Source organism: Limnothrix sp. FACHB-1083 (genome assembly GCF_014696485.1).
Taxonomy (GTDB): domain Bacteria; phylum Cyanobacteriota; class Cyanobacteriia; order CACIAM-69d; family CACIAM-69d; genus CACIAM-69d.
On record NZ_JACJQD010000025.1, the window covers coordinates 1 to 18,947 of the forward strand.

An 18,947-nucleotide genomic window follows, 5' to 3' on the forward strand; every position below is an offset into this window, starting at 1 on the left:
TGAGAATAGGTTTGACGATTTGAGAGAATGAGCGTAACATTGGTGTATTACTTTTTGATTGTTTGGGGTAAGAATTACATCTTCTTACCCCTTTTTTATAACCTGAATCTGTCATTCAACACTTCTGATTGGGTGCATATTGGGCGGCGATCGCCCTGAGGTGCGAATTCCCTGGGAGCACAGCCCAAATTAGTTCGCCCAAATTAGTTCGCCCAAATTAGTTCGCCCAAATTAGTTCGCCAAAGCTAGTTAAGCCCGTTAGGCCAAGGCCGCTCGCGGCGCGTTCGTGCTGCTGGTGGCCTTCTGGTTGAGGGTTTCCAGGGCAGCAGCGGCGGCGGATTTTTCGGCTTCTTTTTTGGAGCGACCTTGACCGGTTCCTAAAATCCGAGACCCCAACGAAACTTGGCAGGAAAAGAGGGGATTGTGATCCTGTCCGGCAATCTTTTGGGTGTTGTATTTTGGCAGGGAAAGACCGCATTTGTGGGCCCATTCTTGCAGTTGATTTTTCACATCAAGGCTCGATCTCGCCTGGAGTTCTTCGATCGGCACTGCGTCAAACAGGGCTTCCACAAAGGGGCGAACAATCTCCACATCCCCATGTTGATCGAGATAGTAAGCCCCAACCAAGGCTTCAAAAGCGCTGCTGAGTAGGTTGGGATTATGGCGACCTCCCATCTGCTCAACCCCTCGGCTCATTCGCAGTTGCTGACCCAAATTCAGGGCGATCGCAAACTGAGCCAGTTGCTTTTCATCAACGAGGGCCGATCGCCGCCGGGTCATTTCGTCCTCGCCCAAGTCGGGAAAGCGGCGATACAAATAAGCCCCACTAACAAAGGTCAAAATTGCATCACCCAAAAATTCCAGTCGCTCGTTATCCTCACCCAGCCGTGGATTTTCCCGCACGAGCGATCGATGGGTGAGGGCCTGAATCAACAAGCTTTGGCAGTTAAACCGAGGCAGCTCCGGCACCAAGTGGGGCATCAGCGACGTTTGGGCGATCGACTCCTGAACAGCAAGGGATTTGGCAGGTCGCGGCCAGGTAACCACCCTAGGGCGTTCGGAACCAGACGGCTGTTGAGCAAAGGCGGTCATAACGGCGTTGAGTCCTTGGATTGGGAGACTTTGGGCATTGGCAATGGGCCAGTGATCCTAAATAGGCAAGAGGCACAACAACAGGACAACTAAAGTTGGGAGCGCCAGCCACCCAATGCAATCACAACTACGGCGCAGCGTCTGATCTTGAATCTCAGCCGAGTTGCTAGCTATGTGGGCTGCGAACCTCAGGACTTTGGCGACTGTTGGCGTTCTTGCATATCAAACCTTTACCGAAACTGGAGCAGAGCTTAAACCCCTATTGGGTTTGGCAGATTATGAGTAGAGATTGTCTTATATGGTTAATACCGTATCGATCAATCGTAAAAAACTCGGGAAGACAATTCTTCAATTCAAACCCGCTCTAAGGGTAGTTTACCGCGCTCGAATAGTTGCAGGCCAAAGCATTGGGGGCTTTTTAAAGGTTTCATCAAGCCCCTTGATCATGAGTGACAGATATCAAATTGGCACGCGATCGCCCAAAGGACTCTTGCTCCTCCATCTAAGAGGATGTCTGAGAAGTATCTTTTAGTGCGGGCCTGGCATCGACACAAGCATTAATAGAATCGTCAATAGAAGCGCCAATTATTTTAGGGGCAAGGAGTTTCAGCCCCTTTTCTATGTCGATCACTGGGGTATCCAGAGCAGCAACTTTGGCTTTTCAGACATCCTCTAGGAGGACAGATTAGTGCTAGGAATTGGCGCGATGGATCGGTAACACCACAAGGATTTCCGTTCCTCGATTGAGGGTCGATCGACAGATCAGTTGTCCCCGATGATGTTCCACCACAATTTGATAGGTAATGCTTAGCCCCAAGCCCGTTCCCATGCCCACGGGCTTGGTGGTGAAGAACGGATCGAATAATTTGGGTTGAATGGCTTCGGGAATTCCGGGGCCATTATCCGCGATCGTGATGGTGAGGTGCTCAGAGTCGGACAGGGCTGTGGCAATCCGAATTTGACTCGGTTGATTGAGACATTCTTGGTAGCTTCGTGATTGATCGCGCTCATCCAAGGCATCGATCGCATTCGTCAGCAAATGCATCAATGCTTGATTGAGTTGTCCTGCAAAACAGTCGATCGGGGGAACAGGGCCATAATCACGAACAATTTGAATTTCCGGACGTTCATTCTGCTCCCGCAATCGATAGCCCAAAATCGTGAGGGCACTCTCGATCGACTCATGCAAATCAATTGTTTTAAATTCTGCCTCGTCCAGCCGCGAAAACACTCGCAGGGATTTCACAATATCGCGAATCCGACCAGTGCCCACTTCCATCGAAGAAAACACGCGATCTAAATCACCTTGAATGAATTCCAAATCGCTTTCTTGAATCGCCTCTTGCAAATGTTGGGGAGGGTTGGGATAGGCTTCTTGATAAAGCGCCACTAGGGCTTGCAACTCCTGGGCATAGTTCTTGGCATGGTAGAGATTGCTATAAACAAAACCCGCTGGATTATTAATTTCATGGGCAATGCCTGCCACCATTTTGCCCAGACTAGACATTTTTTCCGAATGGACGAGGCGACTTTGAGCCTGGTGTAGCTCGCTCATATATAAATCGGCCCATTCAACCAATTGATTAAACGCCATGGATAAATCAGCAGTGGTTCTATCCTCTTGAGTAATCGATGCCCTTAATTTTAAGTTGTTCTCTGTGGTAACTTTTTGAACTGTTTCAGTCAGCTCCAACAGGGGTGTTGTGATCGTTTTGCCGGCCATTAACGACAGAAAAATTCCCAACAGCAAACTCACGAACAGACTGCCACCCACAATCAAAGCTTGAATTTGTCGAATTTCCTGTAGTTGGTCAGTGCCAATATTTTCCTGTTCTTCTACTTTTTCCGCAACAGTCAAAAGTTCCTGGTGAATGCTGTTCAGTTCTAAATAGAACGATCGATAGGAATCGCTCACCAGAAAATTCACCAGAGTCTGATGGGCCACCTCATATTCCTGAGTCGTGTATCCCGGCCGAAGGGTCAATGACTGTAACAGGGGAGAAGCAAAGCGCTGATAGTGGCGCATCGACTCATTCAGGCGATTCATTAATTGTTGCCACTGAGCCGCATCGATTCCATCTTCCTTGTCTTTCATAGTGACCGAGAATTCCACCAACTCTCGGCGCAACTCCGCCAATTTATCGAGGTGTTGTCGTTGGCGATCTTGGAATTGTGATGGATAGCGCAACAAGTACAAAGACTCGAATGGGTAATTGAGAATGACCATCCAGTCGTCTGCAAAGTGCGCTAATTCCTCTTGGCGAATATCAGCAGCCCGAATTTCCGCCACTGTTTGGACGGCATAGCGGTTGCCCACAAATAGGCCAACACTGGTTCCCAAAATGGCTGTAAAAATTGCTGTTCCAGAAGCCCAACACACTTTCCGTGCAATACTCCAATCGCGCGAAAAATGATTCAAGAGTCGTTGATATTTCCCGATCGTGAGGTCTGCCAAACGCCGTGACCAATTTCCTCGGGCAGCCGATTGAGGACGCGACCAAGGATCCTGTGGAGGGGATGATTGCAGCACGGTACGAGACTTGGCGATCATGGAGAATCAGTCCTGCAAGGAGAGTGAAGCACGACTGGCACAATGGGAAACATGACTCATGAAACTTCACTGAGAAAAGCTGGCTCAATTGATCCTGAAGACTCAACAGAGTTGGATCAATTTTCCAGGCTAATTTCAGTCTTGATTAAGCTTCATTTTCGAGAACTTGAAAAATTATGGATTAATGGCCACTATGGTTGGGGCGATGATTTGGGCGATCGCTCTGTGGGGCAACTCAGACGGGGATTCCTTGAGGAAATTGAAATTCAGATCTGAAATTCAAATTCATCAATTCATGACCAAAATCAACATTCAAAAATTGACAGTCAAAGATTAACAGCCAGAGATTAACGTTGATGATTTAGACCCAGAATTATCAGCCAAACAGTCAAAAAGAGCTGATAATTTTTACCGAGAATTTTTGCCCAGATTTAGAGCCAAAGCAATTTTATCAAGTGGGGTTCATCAGCATAGACCGATTCAAATGGATGCCAATCGATTCAAATCAACTCAAGTGATTCAATTTGGGTGAATTAGTGAATCAAGTGAATTGGGTGAATGAATTGAAGCGGACTGGGCAGTGACGATTCCGCAAAAATCAAGCTCTAGCAATGCATTTAGGGTTGTTGTATTTGACTTTACTCGCCAAGTGTAAAAATCTAGGGAAGATAGAGGAAAATTTACATCAAACCTAGGAAAGGCAGGCTTTTTGGAGGATTTCGCTGGAAATCTTGGCGCGGAGGCCGATCGAGGGGTAAGGTCTGTCGTCATTTCCTGAAATCAGGTGAAAGCGCTTGATTTTCGATACCCCAACCACCGCAACAGGGATGCCCCAACCGCCGTAACAAGGGGCTTCAGCCCCCTGTCTTCGCTGATCCACTAGGGTTGGAATCAGGGTTTTGAACGATCGATACGCCCTGATGCCCTTGGGGGTGGATGGCCAGGGAATGGCGGGCTAGGCACAACCTAGACACAACTCTTAGCAACCTGTGATTAACTGGTAGCTACGTTGACCATTGCTGGCAAACGGGTCTTGATTTGGGTGAATGGAACGATTGGCAACATGAGCAATCCCCTGCGTATTGGACTGTTGTTTGGTGGGCGATCGGGCGAGCATGAGGTGTCGATTCGATCGGCCGCGGCCGCGGCTCGGGCCCTGCAAGCAGACAGCAATCGCGATCGCTATCAGGTGTTGCCGTTCTATTTGCAAAAGGATGGGCTTTGGCAAGGGCCAGCGGTGGCCCAAGGGGTTTTGGAGTCGGGGCAACCGTTGCCGAGTGACGATCGCCCCGTCGATCGCGCGGCGCTCTGGCAATTCCCACCCGAAGCCAGCACGGTGGATGTGTGGTTTCCGACGCTGCACGGGCCTAATGGGGAAGATGGATCAGTCCAGGGACTGTTGCAACTGATGCAGGTTCCCTGGGTCGGGTCGGGGGTGCTGGGATCCGCAGCGGGCATGGACAAGATCGCCATGAAAATGCTGTTTGCCCAGGCGGGTTTGCCGCAAGTGGCCTATCGATTGGTGACTCGATCGGAAGTTTGGTCAAATTCTTGCGTGTTTCCGAAGCTTTGCGATCAGCTTGAAGCAGATTTGGGCTATCCCTGCTTTGTGAAACCGGCGAATCTAGGATCCTCCGTGGGCATTGCCAAGGCCCGATCGCGTGCTGAGTTGGAAGCGGCCCTGGACAGTGCAGCCAGTTTCGATCGACGAATCATTGTGGAAGCGGCGGCGGGGGGCAAACCACGGGAGGTGGAATGCGCCGTGCTGGGCAATGATCAGCCGATCGCCTCGGTGATTGGGGAAATCACCTTCGAGAGCGAGTTTTATGACTACGACACCAAATATTCCGACGGGGCGGCGGATTTGGTGATTCCGGCAGCCTTGCCCGCCCCGGTGGTCGATCGCCTGCAAACCATGGCCAAGGAGGCTTTTTTAGCCCTCGATTGTGCTGGGTTAGCGCGGGTTGATTTTTTCTATGTGGAAGCCACGGGCGAAATCTTTTTGAACGAGATCAACACGCTGCCGGGTTTCACCGCCACCAGCATGTATCCCCAATTGTGGGAAGCGACCGGAATTCCCTTTCCGGAATTAGTACACCGATTGGTAACGCTAGCAATTGAACGTCATACCGTGGCACAAGGGGCGCAGTAAATGACGGCTGGAGCATCGCGATCATCTTCTTTACCGGATGGGGAATCGAATCCTTTTGATGCGGCCCTGAAGCGAGGATCGCCCCAGTTGCCTGCCTTGCCGCCGCGCCCGATGCCGCCGGCCGCGCCCGCTCCGTTGCCGCGTTATGGGCCGCCACCGCCGCTATCGGCTCCGTTGCCGCGATCGCCCCAACCGCTGCCCACACCGGCCCCAAAGCCTGAACCAGCACCCAGAGCAGAGGCGCTGCCCCAGCCCGGCGATCCTAATCGCAGCGGCTCGGTCGTTGGTGCAAATCACCCCCGATCGATCTCCATAGGTCGCACTGGGCTAGACCGCGCTGGACTGGATCGCGCTGGACTAGACCCCACTGAGCAACCTAGTCAATCTAGATCCGCCGACCAGGATTCAGCCCAGCCCCATCCTGCCTTCGGAAATCGCGGGCGATCGCGCCATCGTCGGCCCGGACGATCAAGTGACGGAACCGGGGCCACCTCAACGGCCCTCGCCCCGATCGGGCGATCGCGTCGTCGTCGGCCGTCACCGGCCTGGCTGGCCCAAATGCCAACGGTGGTGACCGCTTTGGAACGCCTGTTGCGGGGGCGGGTTTTGATTGGGCTATTTGTGTTTTGGGCCTTGTTTTGGCTGGTGGGCGGCGTGGCGATCGTCCGCTTGCTGAAGATGGATCGCCCAGCGGAAGTGATTCCGTTGCAAGTGGGGCAAAACCCAGAGGTTTCAGGGGCGATCGGGAACACCGCCAGCCCCAGCCCCGCGCCGTCTCTCCTGCCCACCGATAGTGAGCGCCGTTTTCAGCAAAATTCCACCACCGCCAACGCTCCGGCCAATGGCTTCGGAGAATTGCAGCCCATGGTGCGACCGCAGCGATCGGGCCCACCGTTGGGACTATTCGCCGGGGTGGTGGTGCTCTGTAGCCTGGGCGCTTGGGTGCGCTTGCAACAAATGGGTCGCCGGCCCTAGGGCGCTCATGCAAATTAAGCGCTAGAGAGCGAGTCGGGCGATCGACCGGCAAAGTCTAAACTCCCCCATCCATCAGCTTGATGGCCTTTGGGGTTGAATTTTGTGGTTGAATTTCGGTCTACACAAAATTTCGGTCTACACAGAATTTCGGTCTACACAGAATTTCGGTCTAGACCAAGAATCAGGCAATGTCCAGGGTTGCGAACCAAACCGTTGCGATCGGGCAACAGGAGAACTGAATTTGGCCTTGCGCATTCAACAGCTACAGCAATGGAAACAACAGGGTCGCCCGATCGCGGCTCTCACGGCCTGGGATTGGCTGTGGGCCCGTCTGCTCGATCGCGCGGGGGTTGATCTGCTGCTGGTAGGCGACTCCCTGGCCATGGTGGCTCTGGGCTACAAAACCACCCTGCCCCTGACCCTCGACCAAATGATTCACCACGCGGCCGCCGTTGCCCGTGGGGTGGAGAGCGCTTTGGTGGTGGTGGATTTACCCTTTTTGACCTACCAAGCCAGTGAGGCAGAAGCCATCGCCTCCGCCGGTCGGATTCTGAAGGAAACCGGGGCACAGGCCGTGAAGCTCGAAGGGGGCTATCCCGAAATGGCCGCCACCGTGGCTCGGTTGGTGCGATCGGGCATTCCCGTCATGGGCCATGTGGGCCTCACCCCCCAATCGGTGAATCAACTGGGTTATCGACAACAGGGTCGCAGCCCCGCTGAGGGCGATCGGATCCTGGCCGAAGCCCTCGCCCTGGAAGCGGCCGGTGCGTTTGCCATTGTTTTGGAGCATGTGCCCGCCACCCTGGCCGAGCGCATTACCCGACAGCTCACCATCCCCACCATTGGCATCGGGGCGGGCAATGCCTGCGATGGCCAAGTGCTGGTGACCGCCGACCTGTTGGGTTTGAGCGACCAAACCCCGCCTTTTGCCAAAACCTACGCGGATTTGGGAGCAGCGGTGATTGCGGCGGCGGAAACCTACTGCCAAGAGGTGCGATCGGGACAATTTCCACCGGCTCCCCTACCAGCCGCTGCCCAGACTCACCAGTCGATCGGCTCCTGATTCGCGTCTCCTCCTTGGCTGCTGATTGGGGCCCACATCACCCCATCAGGCCCAGTGCCCAGCGTTTTGGCTACCAGCCCCTCAAGAAGGCGCATTGGGCTGCCAGAGTGGAATCGTAATTTCAAACGTGCTGCCTGCCCCAGGGGTCGAATCGCAAATCAGCGTCCCCCCGTGTTTTTCGGTCACAATTTGGTAGCTAATGGACAATCCCAGCCCCGTGCCCTTGCCCACGGGCTTGGTGGTATAGAACGGGTCAAACAGCCGCTGCTGCACCTCCTGCGGAATGCCCAAACCATTATCTTGAATCCGAATAATCGCTTGCTCTCCCCGGCGTTCCGTCATAATCCGAATCCGGCTCGGGTTCGCTTGCATTTCCGCCATCGATCGCTGCTGATCTCGTTCCTCCAAGGTGTCAATCGCGTTGACCAAAATATTCATAAACACCTGATTGAGTTGCCCCGCGTAGCACTCAATTTCTGGCAATGTTCCATACTCTCGAATTACCTCAATACCCAACCGATTATTCTTCGGTTTCATTCGCCCATTCAAAATCGTCAGGGTGCTATCCAATCCCTCATGGATATTCACCACCTTCATTTCCGCCTCATCCATGCGGGAGAAAATCCGCAGCGATTGCACAATTTCCTTAATTCGCTCTGCCCCCAATTTCATCGAATCAAGCATTTTGGGCAGATCAATCATCAAAAAGTCCAGATCAATTTCCTCAATGAGGTCAGCGATCGGCTGTTCTAAATCAGGATAAAAGTCACGATATAACGCCACTAATCGCAATAGATCTCTGCTGTAATCTTCCGTATGAGCTAAGTTGCCATAAATAAAGTTCACGGGATTATTAATCTCATGGGCTACCCCGGCCACCAACTGCCCCAAACTCGACATTTTTTCCTGTTGCACCAATTTGGTTTGGGTCAGGCGCAATTCTCGCAATGCTTGCTCCAGGGCGATCGCCTTGGCCCGGGCTTCAGCGGCGGCCATTTCGGTTCGCTCCAACAAATCTGCCTGATTTTTAGCGATCGCCACCTGATTCACCACCGCCTGCACCAACGCCACCTCATCCGGCTGCCATCGATGCTCATGGGACATCTGCAAGCAAGAAATTACTGCCATTCGGGAGCCATGAATTCGCACCGGCACCATGAGGAGCGATCGAACCTTCATCCGCGACAGGGTTAGCCGCTCTCGCAAAGGCAGTTGCTTCACATCGTCAATTTGCACCACCTCCATACGGGTTAGCCCTGCCAGCAACGAGCCAAACTGGGACTCATGGTAAGTACCAATCACCGAGGGAATGGCCGGATCTCTCGCTTCCGCCACGATGCTCCAAGCCCCCTCTGCCAACACTTCAGTTGCTGAATCAGTTGCTGAATTGGTCACCAATATTGTTTCTGTGGCCGGCTGGTCAGCTTGCTGGTCAATTGGCTGGTCAGTTTGTTGATTAATTGGCTCACCGAGTTGCTGATCCTCCAGTGGCTGAGCTAACTGATTGAGCTGATTGAGCTGATTGAATTGATCAATTGGTTGATGCACTTGATCATGAACCGGTTGGTCATACAGGGCAAAGGTCGTTAGATCAACCCCCAAGGCCAGGCGAATTTCCTCCAAGGCAAACCCAATCACCTGTTCCTTGGAGCCATGGATACTTTTGCGAATTTCCGTTGACAGGGTGTTAATCAGCCGCTCCCGTTCCACCTGCCGTTGCAAACAGTGCTGGGAATCTCGCAGGGCCTGTTCCACCTGCTTCAGGGCTGCAATGTTGCGGGCCACGTTTGACAAATATTCCACCTGTCCATTGCGCCCGTAATGCACCAGAGCCACTTGGGACACGGGAATCGGATTCCCGGCTCGATCGCAAAATAAGCCTTCCCCTTGCCACACGCCTTCCTGCAACAACTGGGGAAACTGCTCTTGAATTAGGTTTCGCTCTGAGGGATGCAGCAACTGGGCAATGTTCAAGCGCAAAATTTCCTCGGCGCTGTAGCCCAACATGGTGCAACCGGCGGGGTTGACATAGGTTAAGTTGCCGTGAATGTCGGTGGTTCCCACAAAGTCCGTGGTCGCCTCCAAAATGGCTAACAGGCGCTGTTGTTCCCGTTCAATTTGCTTGCGCTCCGTGGTATCGATCGCCACCAACAGCAATCCGGTAATTGCACCCGCGTGATCTCGCAGGGGCGTTTTGACCACATCAAAATCACGCAATTCGCCGGCCGCATTGGGAAACTGCTCTTCAACCTGAATCGTTTTCCCGAGGGAAAGGCAGCGTTGATCGGACAGCAGACAAACACGGCAGGACTCTTCTCCCAGCACGTCTTGATAGTGATTGGCCGCCAGCAGGGTGGATTCTTCGACACCAAAGGTTTGACAGAGGGGCCGATTGGCCAACTGCACTCGCCCTTTGGCATCCGTGAGCCAAATCAGCAGAGGAGCCGTGTCCAGCACGGTGCGCAGGGTGCGCTCCTGTTCCATCAGGCGAATTTCGGCCTGTTTGCGTTCGGTGATGTCCGTGTCCACCCCCACCCACTCGCGGATGGTTCCGTCGGCTTCCAGGACGGGCACACCCCGCACCACCATGTGGCGATATTCACCATCGGCGCGGCGCAACCGATGCTCAATTTTGTAGGGCTGGCGCTGTTGTCGGGCCGTTTGCCAAGCTTCTTGGGTATAGCCGCGATCGTCGGGGTGAACGGCCATCAACCAACCTTGGCCGCAGTAGTCCGCAAAGGATTGGCCGGTGAAGTGGGCCCAGTGGGGCATGGGTTCGGTCACTTCTCCATCGGCGTTGGTGCGCCAGAGGGTTTGGCCCATGGCTTCCACTAGGCAGCGATAGCGTTCTTCGCTTTGGCGCAGGCGATCTTCGGCCAGGATGCGGGCGGTGATGTCGGTGGCAATGGACAGACAGCCAATCATGTCCCCCTGTTCGTTGCGAAGGGGGGCGTTTTGCCACTCGCAAAGGATGATGCGGCCGTCGCGGGTGCGGTTGTAGTTGCGGAACCGGCTGCCGCCACGACCGGTCATCAGATCGGCAATCAGGGCATAGACTTTGGGCTGTTCATTTTCGGGCAGGATTCGATCGAACGGTTGATTGATCATGTCTTCGGCGGTGTAGCCGAAGAGTTCGGTGGCGGCACGGTTCCAGGTGATGATGCGCCCATCGGAGAGCCATTCAATGATGGCAACGGGGATGCGTTGCACCAGGGATGACCAGCGCTTTTTTGAGGACTGGAGGGCCTGTTCGGTGGCTTTGCGATCGGTTACGTCAAAAATCACCCCATCCAGCCACATCAGTTGTCGGTTGTGGTTGAAGCTGGGTTGTCCCTGTTCCACCACCCAACGCAGTTCGCCGCTGACGTGGCCAAGCCGATACTCGACGCGGTAGGGTTGCTGCTGGGCGATCGCGGCTTGAATTTCTGTCCACACCCGATCGCGGTCTTCGGGGTGGGTGAGGTCTTGCAGGGTGCGATTGCGATATTGAACGAAGGTTTCGGCTCGGTGACCGGTGAGATGTTCGATCGCCTCGCTGGCAAACAGCAATGTCCGTTCCCGATCGCCCAAACAACGATAGATCACGCCGGGAACATTGGCCACCATGGTGCGGAAGCGCTCGTTGTTGTCTCGCAAGGCGGTGTCGGCCTGTTCTTGGGCCAAGCGCAGCACGCGCCGCTCGGTGATGTCTTGGGCAACGGCGTAGATCAGATCCTGGGCCCGATCCCAAAAGAAATTCCAGCGAAACCAACGATAGGTTCCGTCTTTGCGTCGGTAGCGATTTTCCAGGACGCGGGTGGGGGTTCCTTGGGGTGAAAAGTGAGTTTCCGCCTGGGTGCGGGTGCGATCGTCCGGGTGAACGTAATCGGTGAAGGGCCGCCCGATCGCCTCTTCCCGCCAGCCCAAAACCTGATCCCAGGTTTCGTTGAGAAATTGAAATTCCCCTTGACTGTTGATCGTGCAAAGGCAACTGCCCGATTGGATAAAAAGCTGTTTCCAGGCTTGCTCCATCACCACCCGATCGCTCACCACCCGCAGGGAAATGCAAACCAGGTTGTGCCCGGCATCGTTCGGCCCAAGGCCGCCATTGCCCCAGGGAGCCACCTCCCATTCCAACCAAAGGCCCGGATGGGGTGACCGTTGCAGCCAATGGGGTTGCTCTGAGCGCACGGTTTGCCCCTGACTGGCTCGGGCAATGGCCGGTTGCCAAAGGGTGGCCAATTCTGGACAAAGGGTCATGACCGATTGGCCGGGGGTGGCTTCCGGCAGCGATAGTGCCGTTAACCAGGCCGGGCTGGCAGCCCAATAGCTCCCTTGGCCATCCACCAGGGCGATCGGCAGGGGCAACCCAACCACAAGCTGTTGTAAAGCTGCCTCAGAGGTTACGGGAGGTTCCAACGGTTGCGAAGTCGCCGTCACGCAACCCCCATCGCCACCGGCGGGTTGCGGATCGCTAGATTGCGGAGCGTCGGGGTTGGTCATGGGTGGAAATCTCGGAAGGCAGGCGAAACAGGCGAACAACAGCAGGCAAGCACAGGGCAGCATGAGCGGCCAACGTCAACCTCTGTCGCGCAAGCCCCAGCAGCGATCGCTAGGATTGGGTCTAGCATAGAAAAGCTCGCAGGGATTGCCAGTGATCCGCAACCTTGCTGCTTTGGTTCCTGCTGCCCTAGTCCCTGCACCGCCAGCCGTCATGAAAAGTTTTTTACAACAAACAATCGCGAGCATTCTGGGAACGCTGGTTGGCCTCACGATCTTCGCAGGTGGCAGCCTCCTGGGACTCATTGGTTTGATTACTTTTTTGGCGGCCCTGTCCAGTTCCTCGGAGCCAGTGGCCCTCAAGGGGCGATCGATGTTGGCGTTGGATCTGTCGCTGGCGATTCGGGATGAGCCGGGCCAGGCAGAGGACTCGATCGATCGCTGGCTCAGCGATCGCCCTCGAACCATTCCCCTCAGGGTGTTGCTAGACACCTTGGCCCAGGCGGCCAAAGACCGCCAAATCACCGGTCTTTATCTTTACGACAGTGCCGGAACGGGCCCGATCGCGGGCTATGCCACCCTCCGGGAAGTGCGGGAAGCCATTCTGGAGTTTCGGAAAAAGAAGCCCGTCATTGCCTATGGTACGGATTGGGACGAGCGTACCTATTACCTAACATCCGCCGCCAATGAAACGCGGTTGCATCCGGCGGGAGGGCTGGAGTTCAACGGGTTGGCCGCCGAAAGCACCTTTTGGAGCGGGGCCCTTGAAAAATACGGCATTGGGGTGCAGTTTGTGCGGGCCGGCAAGTTCAAGTCGGCGGTGGAACCCTTTGCCCGTCGGGATTTCAGCCCTGAAAATCGGGCCCAAACGGCAGCCCTACTTCAGGATTTGTGGCAAACGGTGCTGACGGCGACGGGCCAAAGTCGCAAACAGTCGATCGCCCAGTTGCAAGCGATCGCCGATCAGGGAGGATTGTTGCGCTCCGATCAGGCGGTGAAGCTGGGTTTGGTCGATCGCCTGGCCTATGATGACCAGGTGATTGAACGGGTGCTGAAGCTGGCTGATCGGGAAGACAACAAGCCCACCTTCCAACGGGTTGCGGTGGCTGACTATGCGCGCCAAGTGGGAACCGTGGAAGCAGCCCAAAGCAAATTGGGCGATCGGCGCAAAAACGCAACGGGCCAAGAAATTGCCTTGCTCTATGCCACGGGCACGATGGTGACCCAAACCACAGACGGCGAGCGGGATGCGATGAATGGCACCGCGATCGCCACGGAACTGCGGAAGTTGCGCAAAAACGAGGATGTTAAGGCGATCGTTTTGCGGATTGACAGTCCCGGCGGCAGCGCCACCGCCGCTGACATCATTGCTCGGGAGGTGTCCTTGGCAGCTAAAGACAAGCCGGTAATTGTCTCCATGGGCGATGTGGCCGCCTCTGGAGGCTATTGGATTGCTGCGCCGGCCACGGAAATTTGGGCGGAACCCACCACCATTGCCGGGTCGATCGGGGTTTTTGGTCTGTTGCCTAACATCCAAAAACTGGGCGAGAACAATGGGGTGAATTGGGATGCGGTCACCACGGCTCCCTTTGCCAACATTGGCTCCGTGACCCGCAGCAAAACGCCCGCTGAGCTGGCCCTGCTGCAATCGTCGGTGGACTGGACTTACGATCGATTTTTGGATCATGTGGCCCAATCACGATCGATCGATCGGGCCAAGGTGGAAGAGCTGGCCCAGGGGCGGATTTGGTCGGGCAAAGCCGCAGCGGATTTGGGCTTAGTCGATCAGTTGGGGGGGTTAGATCAGGCGATCGCCGCCGCCGCCAAGGCCGCCAAGCTGGGGAAAGACTGGGTGTTGGCGGAATATCCGCGCCGGGAACCCTTTGGCCTCAGTTGGCTAGAGGACAAGAGCCAAGCCCTCTGGAGTCGGTTGGGCTGGAGCCAGTCCCCCTTAATTGCGCGATCGCTGGCTCAGTTACCGTCGCAGTTGTGGCTCTTGAATGACGATCCCCGATCAACCTACGTTTGGTGGCCCGATCGGCTGGAGATTCGCTAGGCCAGCCACTGTTGAAAAGCCACCGTTAACCGGGCAGATCACCGGGAAAATCATTAATCAGGCAAATCATTAACCGGGAAAATAACTAACCAAGAAAATCATTGACCGGGAAAATAACTAACCGGGAAAATCATCGGGAAGCAGCCCCAGCAACCTTGCCACCCAACGGCTCAACTTCAACATTTTGTTGCTAACTGCAACCGAGACAGGCATCTGCACAGGCCGCCCGCGATCGAGATGGAATAATGGAGCCGGGCTAGGCAGCCCGACCCAAGCGGGAGGCCGCCACAAGCGAACACCAAAAAGGGCGAGCGAGAAGCATGAAGGGGCGCGCGTTTTTTTCAATTTTGGCGGCGATCGCAATTTCGCTGGTGGCGGCCGGGGCCGCCGGAGCTGTTTGGATTGCCACCCACAGCCCCCTGGGCTTGTTGGACGGTGTGGCTAATGCTCAGCCCGAAGCCGCTGTGATGATCCCCAAACAGGCTCCGGCCATGGTTTCGTTATTGGTAAATCCCGATCGCGTGGAGGCCTTGCGCCAAGCGATCGCGCCCTTGGGTCGGCGCAGGGCGGCCCGCCACGAATGGCAACAGGCCCGCGATGCCTGGCTCACCCGTAGCGGCCTAACCTACGATCGCGATGTGCAGCCCTGGCTGGGGGATGAAGTGACCCTGGCGGTGACCACCGTGGACATCGATCGCGATCCCAACAATGGCCGGGAGCCGGGCTATTTGCTGGCGGCGGCCGCCAACGATCCCGATCGGGCCCGGGAATTCTTGCAACTGTTCTGGCAAAAACAAGCCCTGAACGGCATTAACCTGATTTTTGAGCAATACAAGGGCGTAAAAATCGTCCATGGGGAAGCGTTGGATCTGATTCCGCGCGGTTGGGCCAAACGCCTGGCCCAGGGTGGCCGAGTTTCGACCCAAACGGACTTGGCCACGGCCCTGGTGGCCGATCGCTTCGTGCTGGCTGCCAACGATCCCAAAGTCCTGCGGGATGCCATCAACAACATCCAAGCGGCTGACTTGAGCCTGTTGCGAGAACCGGACTATCAACGGGAATTGGCAGCGCTCCCGCCCGATCGACTGGCGATCGCCTACGTGAACCCCACGGCCTTGGGTGAACTCCTGGAACCCGCCACCGCCACCCGCCGCCGATCGAAAGCACTGTTACCCGCCGAGTGGTTGGCCGCACTGCCGGCCCACAGCGCCACCCTGTCCCTGAAGGCCGAGCGATCGGGCTTGGTCACCGAGGCCGCTTGGGTGGCGGCCGATGGCCTGACCCTGGTGGCGGCCGAATCTCCCCTCACGGAACCCGCCACCGCCACCCGCTATTTACCCAGCACCGCCACCATTGCCCTCAGCGGCACAAGCCTGCAACAACTCACCCAACAGTGGCAGCAAATCTTGGGCGACGGCCCCATCGCCCAGGCGATCGGCCCGCTGCTGAGTCAGGTGGCAACCAATTCAGGGCTAAATTTGCAAAACGACCTTTTGGCCTGGAACACCGAAGATTTTGCCCTGGGCTTAATTCCTGTGGAAGTGGGCGATCGGGCAGCGGAGCGGGCCTTGGGTGAATTTCCCGGCGATTGGGTCTTTGTGGCCCGCCGCACTCCCGAAACCGCCGCCGCACTCGATCGGATTGATGCCCTGGCCAAACAACAGGGCCTGACCCTCGGAACCCTGAACTTGGACAGCGACCAACTAGCCACCGTTTGGACGCAACTGATCGCACCGTCCAGCGCCGGCCTAATGGGTTGGCGCAATGCGGGTCAAGTCAGCACCCAAGTGCAAGGGGCCCGGGCCACGGTGGGAGACTACGAAATTTTGGCCACCTCCGTTCCCGCCTTGGCCGCAGCAGTGCAAGCGGGGCGCGATGAAACGGCCTCCCTCCTGGGCGATCACCTCTGGCAATCCGTCGTCACCACCCTGCCTGTCCCCAACGATGGCAACGTTACCCTGAGCTGGCCCGCTGCCCGCCCAGTGGTGCGCCGCTTGATCCCCCTGTTCCGGTTGGTGGAAGTGCCCCTGCGGCCCCTGTTCGATCGCCTCGATCGCCTGAGTTTCACCAGCGAAGGCGGTCCTGAAAATCTTCGCCGCTTCTCTTTGTTTGCCCACTGGACGAGCTGGTAACCTGGTCGGGCGATCGGGTCGCGGCCCCATTCCGCCTTGGTCTTGTCTCGAAACTCAGTTTCCGAGCAACGGCCAATCAGCCAACCAGCAAAAATCAGCCCAAAAAATCCCACAAATCATAGAGGGGCGATCGAACTAATCGATCGCCCCTCTATTACTCATTGACTTAATGATTCATGGACTCAAGGGGCCAACACCCCAATGGGCAGCAGCGCTCACCAGCCCGCAGACATTGCCCTAGGACAGCGCTTCCAGATAATCCCGTACCTGGTTGCGGTGGCGCGGTTGGCGCAGTTTTTGCAAGGCCTTCGCCTCAATTTGCCGCACCCGTTCCCGTGACAAGTCCAGCGCCCGCCCAATTTCCGCCAAGGAATAGGGGCTGCTGTGACCCAAGCCAAACCGCATTTGAATCACGTCCCGCTCGCGGCTGGTCAGTTGTGCCAGCAGTTGTTGCAAATCCCGTTGCAACGACTCCCGCATCAGGTTCTCTTCCGGCGAAGCGCTATCCGCCTCCAGCAGATCCCCCAACTCGGTGTCCTTGTCCTTGCCCACCTTCGTTTCCAGCGAAACGGCCCGGGGCACGCGCATCAACACCTCGCGCACCTGGGCGGGGGTCATATCCAACTCAGCCGCCACATCATCAAGGGTGGCCGTGCGGCCCTTGGCTTGGGAAATTTTCCGTTGGGCCTTCTTGATTTTGTTCAGCTTCTCGGTGATATGCACCGGTAGCCGAATGGTGCGGCTTTGGGTGGCGATCGCCCGAGTAATGCCTTGGCGAATCCACCAATAGGCATAGGTGCTGAAGCGATAACCCTTGGTGGGATCAAACTTCTCAACGGCCCGCTCCAGGCCCAGGGTCCCTTCTTGAATCAAATCCAGCAGTTCCAAACCACGGTTTTGATACTTCTTGGCCACGGACACCACCAAGCGCAGGTTGGCCTTGATCATCCGCTCCTTGGCCCGCGTGCCTTGGGTTTGGATGTCTTCCAACTCCGCCAGGGTCAGTTGGGCGACGGCGGCCCAGCGGTTTTTGCCCTTGTTTAAATCGGTCTTCAGTTCCGGCACGGTCACACCGGCTTCGCGGGCCCAACGCTCGATCGAGGGGCGATGGCCCAGGGTGGCGCAAAGGCGATCGCGCACAGCCACCAAGTTCACCAACCGTTCCAGTTGCGGTTCCTCGGGGCAGGCGGCCGTTTCCCGCAGCCGCAACAGTTGCATATATCGCTGCACCTTTTGGGCTTCGGTCACTTCCTCGTCCCGACCCAACAGACGCACACGCCCAATCTCTTGGAGATATAGGCGCACGAGATCGGTGGTTCTGCGGCGATCGCGCCGGCCATCCTGGGCCAAGGCCGCCTTTACGTCCTCATCCTCTTCCTCAAGGCGATCGGCCCCGAGGTCATCTGTGCCCAAATCCTCAGCACTCAAATCGTCTACACCCAAATCTTCAACCTCAAATCCTGAGCCACTCAGCTCATTTTCCAGAGTCGTTTCATCAAAATCCTGGTCTCCGGAATCAAGGGATTCTTCGGAGTGGTCTTCTTGCTCATCCAGCAGGCCACTGGACAACTCAGGCGACAAATCGATCGGCGATTTACTAAAGAATTGATCTGAATCGAAAAAGTTGATAGGCATAGCAGTCATAGTCTCTACCGCTCCGAAGATGCGCATGAATCAAGCGAGTCCAACACCCTCAATGCGCCAGTTGCTGCATAGCTATCGATCTATCGCCGCATGGGTTCGTTTTTAAGCCTGGATCGCCAGTGCGCGCGGCCGGAATAGGGATCGATGGGAAGCTGCCCTGATGCTAACTATCGTAGTGAGGCTCCTCTGAATGCTCAGTGACCGAAGCGGCGTTCTCGAACAATCTTCGTCACGGAGCGCTAGTTAGCCGGATCGCCATTACGGTCGATAATCGATCGCCATCCTGTGTGATCTCGATCGCTGGTAGGAACCTCCGTCCACAAATTCACCCCTAAGATGTAGTTATCGTGAATTGTTCCCGGGATGACTGTCTCCCAAGAATGTCTTAAGACTTCTTTGGATTTTGTCTGAACTTTTACAAAAAAAGATAAATTTTGTAAATCGCAATACCAGCAATTTAGGAATTAATCCTGATCAATTATCAATTAAAGACCCATCCCCAGAATTCTGAAATTGGGTTGAGCCATAGGGGTTAAGACTCTGATTTCATCCAATTGTCAGTGATGAATCAATGGATGATTGATAAATTGCTCCTTGATTATCGATTGATGATGATTCTCAATTTCACAAGACTGCATTAACTTATATGAACTTACTTTGGCTGACACTATCAGGGTTAACGTCAGTTCGGTTTAAGCAGGCAGCTCAATTCCCAGCGCAGCCAAATCGAGGGACGGTTTCTTGGGCTGATGACAGTAGGCAATCAGCCCACTGAGCAGATGCACAAAACAATTGATCGGACT

At 55.5% G+C, this 18,947-nt stretch carries 11 protein-coding genes; 7 read left to right on the plus strand and 4 right to left on the minus strand.

Features of this window, described 5'->3' with window-relative positions:
- The first annotated feature begins 27 nt into the window (after positions 1 to 27).
- A complete protein-coding gene (locus tag H6F46_RS19660) occupies positions 28 to 159 on the plus strand; it encodes a hypothetical protein (RefSeq protein ID WP_255509033.1) in 132 nt (43 codons plus the stop codon).
- A gap of 99 nt (positions 160 to 258) precedes the next feature.
- On the opposite strand, the gene rnc is transcribed toward H6F46_RS19660, so the two are convergent.
- Positions 259 to 1,092: a ribonuclease III gene (gene rnc, locus H6F46_RS18715; protein WP_234407052.1), complete on the minus strand. Its 834-nt coding sequence runs from the start codon at positions 1,090 to 1,092 to the stop codon at positions 259 to 261.
- Positions 1,093 to 1,783: 691 nt separating this feature from the next.
- Positions 1,784 to 3,643: a sensor histidine kinase gene (locus tag H6F46_RS18720; RefSeq protein ID WP_190356255.1), complete on the minus strand. Its 1,860-nt coding sequence runs from the start codon at positions 3,641 to 3,643 to the stop codon at positions 1,784 to 1,786.
- A 51-nt stretch (positions 3,644 to 3,694) separates the two neighbouring features.
- Between H6F46_RS18720 and H6F46_RS18725 the strand changes: the two genes are divergently transcribed.
- From H6F46_RS18725 to panB, 4 genes are all read left to right on the plus strand, one after another.
- Complete coding sequence (locus H6F46_RS18725; RefSeq protein ID WP_190356254.1) at positions 3,695 to 3,919, plus strand: hypothetical protein; 225 nt, start codon at positions 3,695 to 3,697, stop codon at positions 3,917 to 3,919.
- A 787-nt stretch (positions 3,920 to 4,706) separates the two neighbouring features.
- Entirely contained in the window at positions 4,707 to 5,795 is a 1,089-nt protein-coding gene (locus H6F46_RS18730; protein WP_190356258.1) for a D-alanine--D-alanine ligase family protein, read from the plus strand.
- Positions 5,796 to 6,770, plus strand: coding sequence for a hypothetical protein (locus H6F46_RS18735; protein WP_190356253.1), 975 nt, complete (start codon positions 5,796 to 5,798; stop codon positions 6,768 to 6,770).
- A gap of 241 nt (positions 6,771 to 7,011) precedes the next feature.
- Positions 7,012 to 7,833, plus strand: coding sequence for a 3-methyl-2-oxobutanoate hydroxymethyltransferase (panB, locus tag H6F46_RS18740; protein WP_190356257.1), 822 nt, complete (start codon positions 7,012 to 7,014; stop codon positions 7,831 to 7,833).
- Between the two features lie 81 nt (positions 7,834 to 7,914).
- On the opposite strand, the gene H6F46_RS18745 is transcribed toward panB, so the two are convergent.
- A complete protein-coding gene (locus H6F46_RS18745; RefSeq protein WP_190356252.1) occupies positions 7,915 to 12,315 on the minus strand; it encodes a PAS domain S-box protein in 4,401 nt (1,466 codons plus the stop codon).
- Between the two features lie 211 nt (positions 12,316 to 12,526).
- On the opposite strand from H6F46_RS18745, the gene sppA reads away from it, so the two are divergent.
- Both sppA and H6F46_RS18755 read left to right on the plus strand, forming a co-directional pair.
- On the plus strand, positions 12,527 to 14,368 hold the full coding sequence (gene sppA, locus H6F46_RS18750) for a signal peptide peptidase SppA (protein WP_190356251.1): 1,842 nt from the start codon (positions 12,527 to 12,529) through the stop codon (positions 14,366 to 14,368).
- Between the two features lie 320 nt (positions 14,369 to 14,688).
- Positions 14,689 to 16,500 (plus strand): DUF3352 domain-containing protein, encoded by a 1,812-nt coding sequence (locus H6F46_RS18755; RefSeq protein ID WP_099534676.1) that lies wholly within the window; start codon positions 14,689 to 14,691, stop codon positions 16,498 to 16,500.
- Between the two features lie 237 nt (positions 16,501 to 16,737).
- Here H6F46_RS18755 and sigC read toward each other — a convergent pair whose 3' ends face one another.
- Entirely contained in the window at positions 16,738 to 18,135 is a 1,398-nt protein-coding gene (sigC, locus tag H6F46_RS18760) for an RNA polymerase sigma factor SigC (RefSeq protein WP_199291669.1), read from the minus strand.
- Positions 18,136 to 18,947: the final 812 nt, after the last annotated feature.

Coding starts and splice junctions, on each gene's coding strand:
- H6F46_RS19660 (WP_255509033.1), top strand. CDS start 28: ATGAGCGTAACATTGGTGTATTACTTTTTGATTGTTTGGGGTAAGAAT.
- rnc (WP_234407052.1), bottom strand. CDS start 1,092: ATGACCGCCTTTGCTCAACAGCCGTCTGGTTCCGAACGCCCTAGGGTG.
- H6F46_RS18720 (WP_190356255.1), bottom strand. CDS start 3,643: ATGATCGCCAAGTCTCGTACCGTGCTGCAATCATCCCCTCCACAGGAT.
- H6F46_RS18725 (WP_190356254.1), top strand. CDS start 3,695: ATGACTCATGAAACTTCACTGAGAAAAGCTGGCTCAATTGATCCTGAA.
- H6F46_RS18730 (WP_190356258.1), top strand. CDS start 4,707: ATGAGCAATCCCCTGCGTATTGGACTGTTGTTTGGTGGGCGATCGGGC.
- H6F46_RS18735 (WP_190356253.1), top strand. CDS start 5,796: ATGACGGCTGGAGCATCGCGATCATCTTCTTTACCGGATGGGGAATCG.
- H6F46_RS18745 (WP_190356252.1), bottom strand. CDS start 12,315: ATGACCAACCCCGACGCTCCGCAATCTAGCGATCCGCAACCCGCCGGT.
- sppA (WP_190356251.1), top strand. CDS start 12,527: ATGAAAAGTTTTTTACAACAAACAATCGCGAGCATTCTGGGAACGCTG.
- H6F46_RS18755 (WP_099534676.1), top strand. CDS start 14,689: ATGAAGGGGCGCGCGTTTTTTTCAATTTTGGCGGCGATCGCAATTTCG.
- sigC (WP_199291669.1), bottom strand. CDS start 18,135: ATGCCTATCAACTTTTTCGATTCAGATCAATTCTTTAGTAAATCGCCG.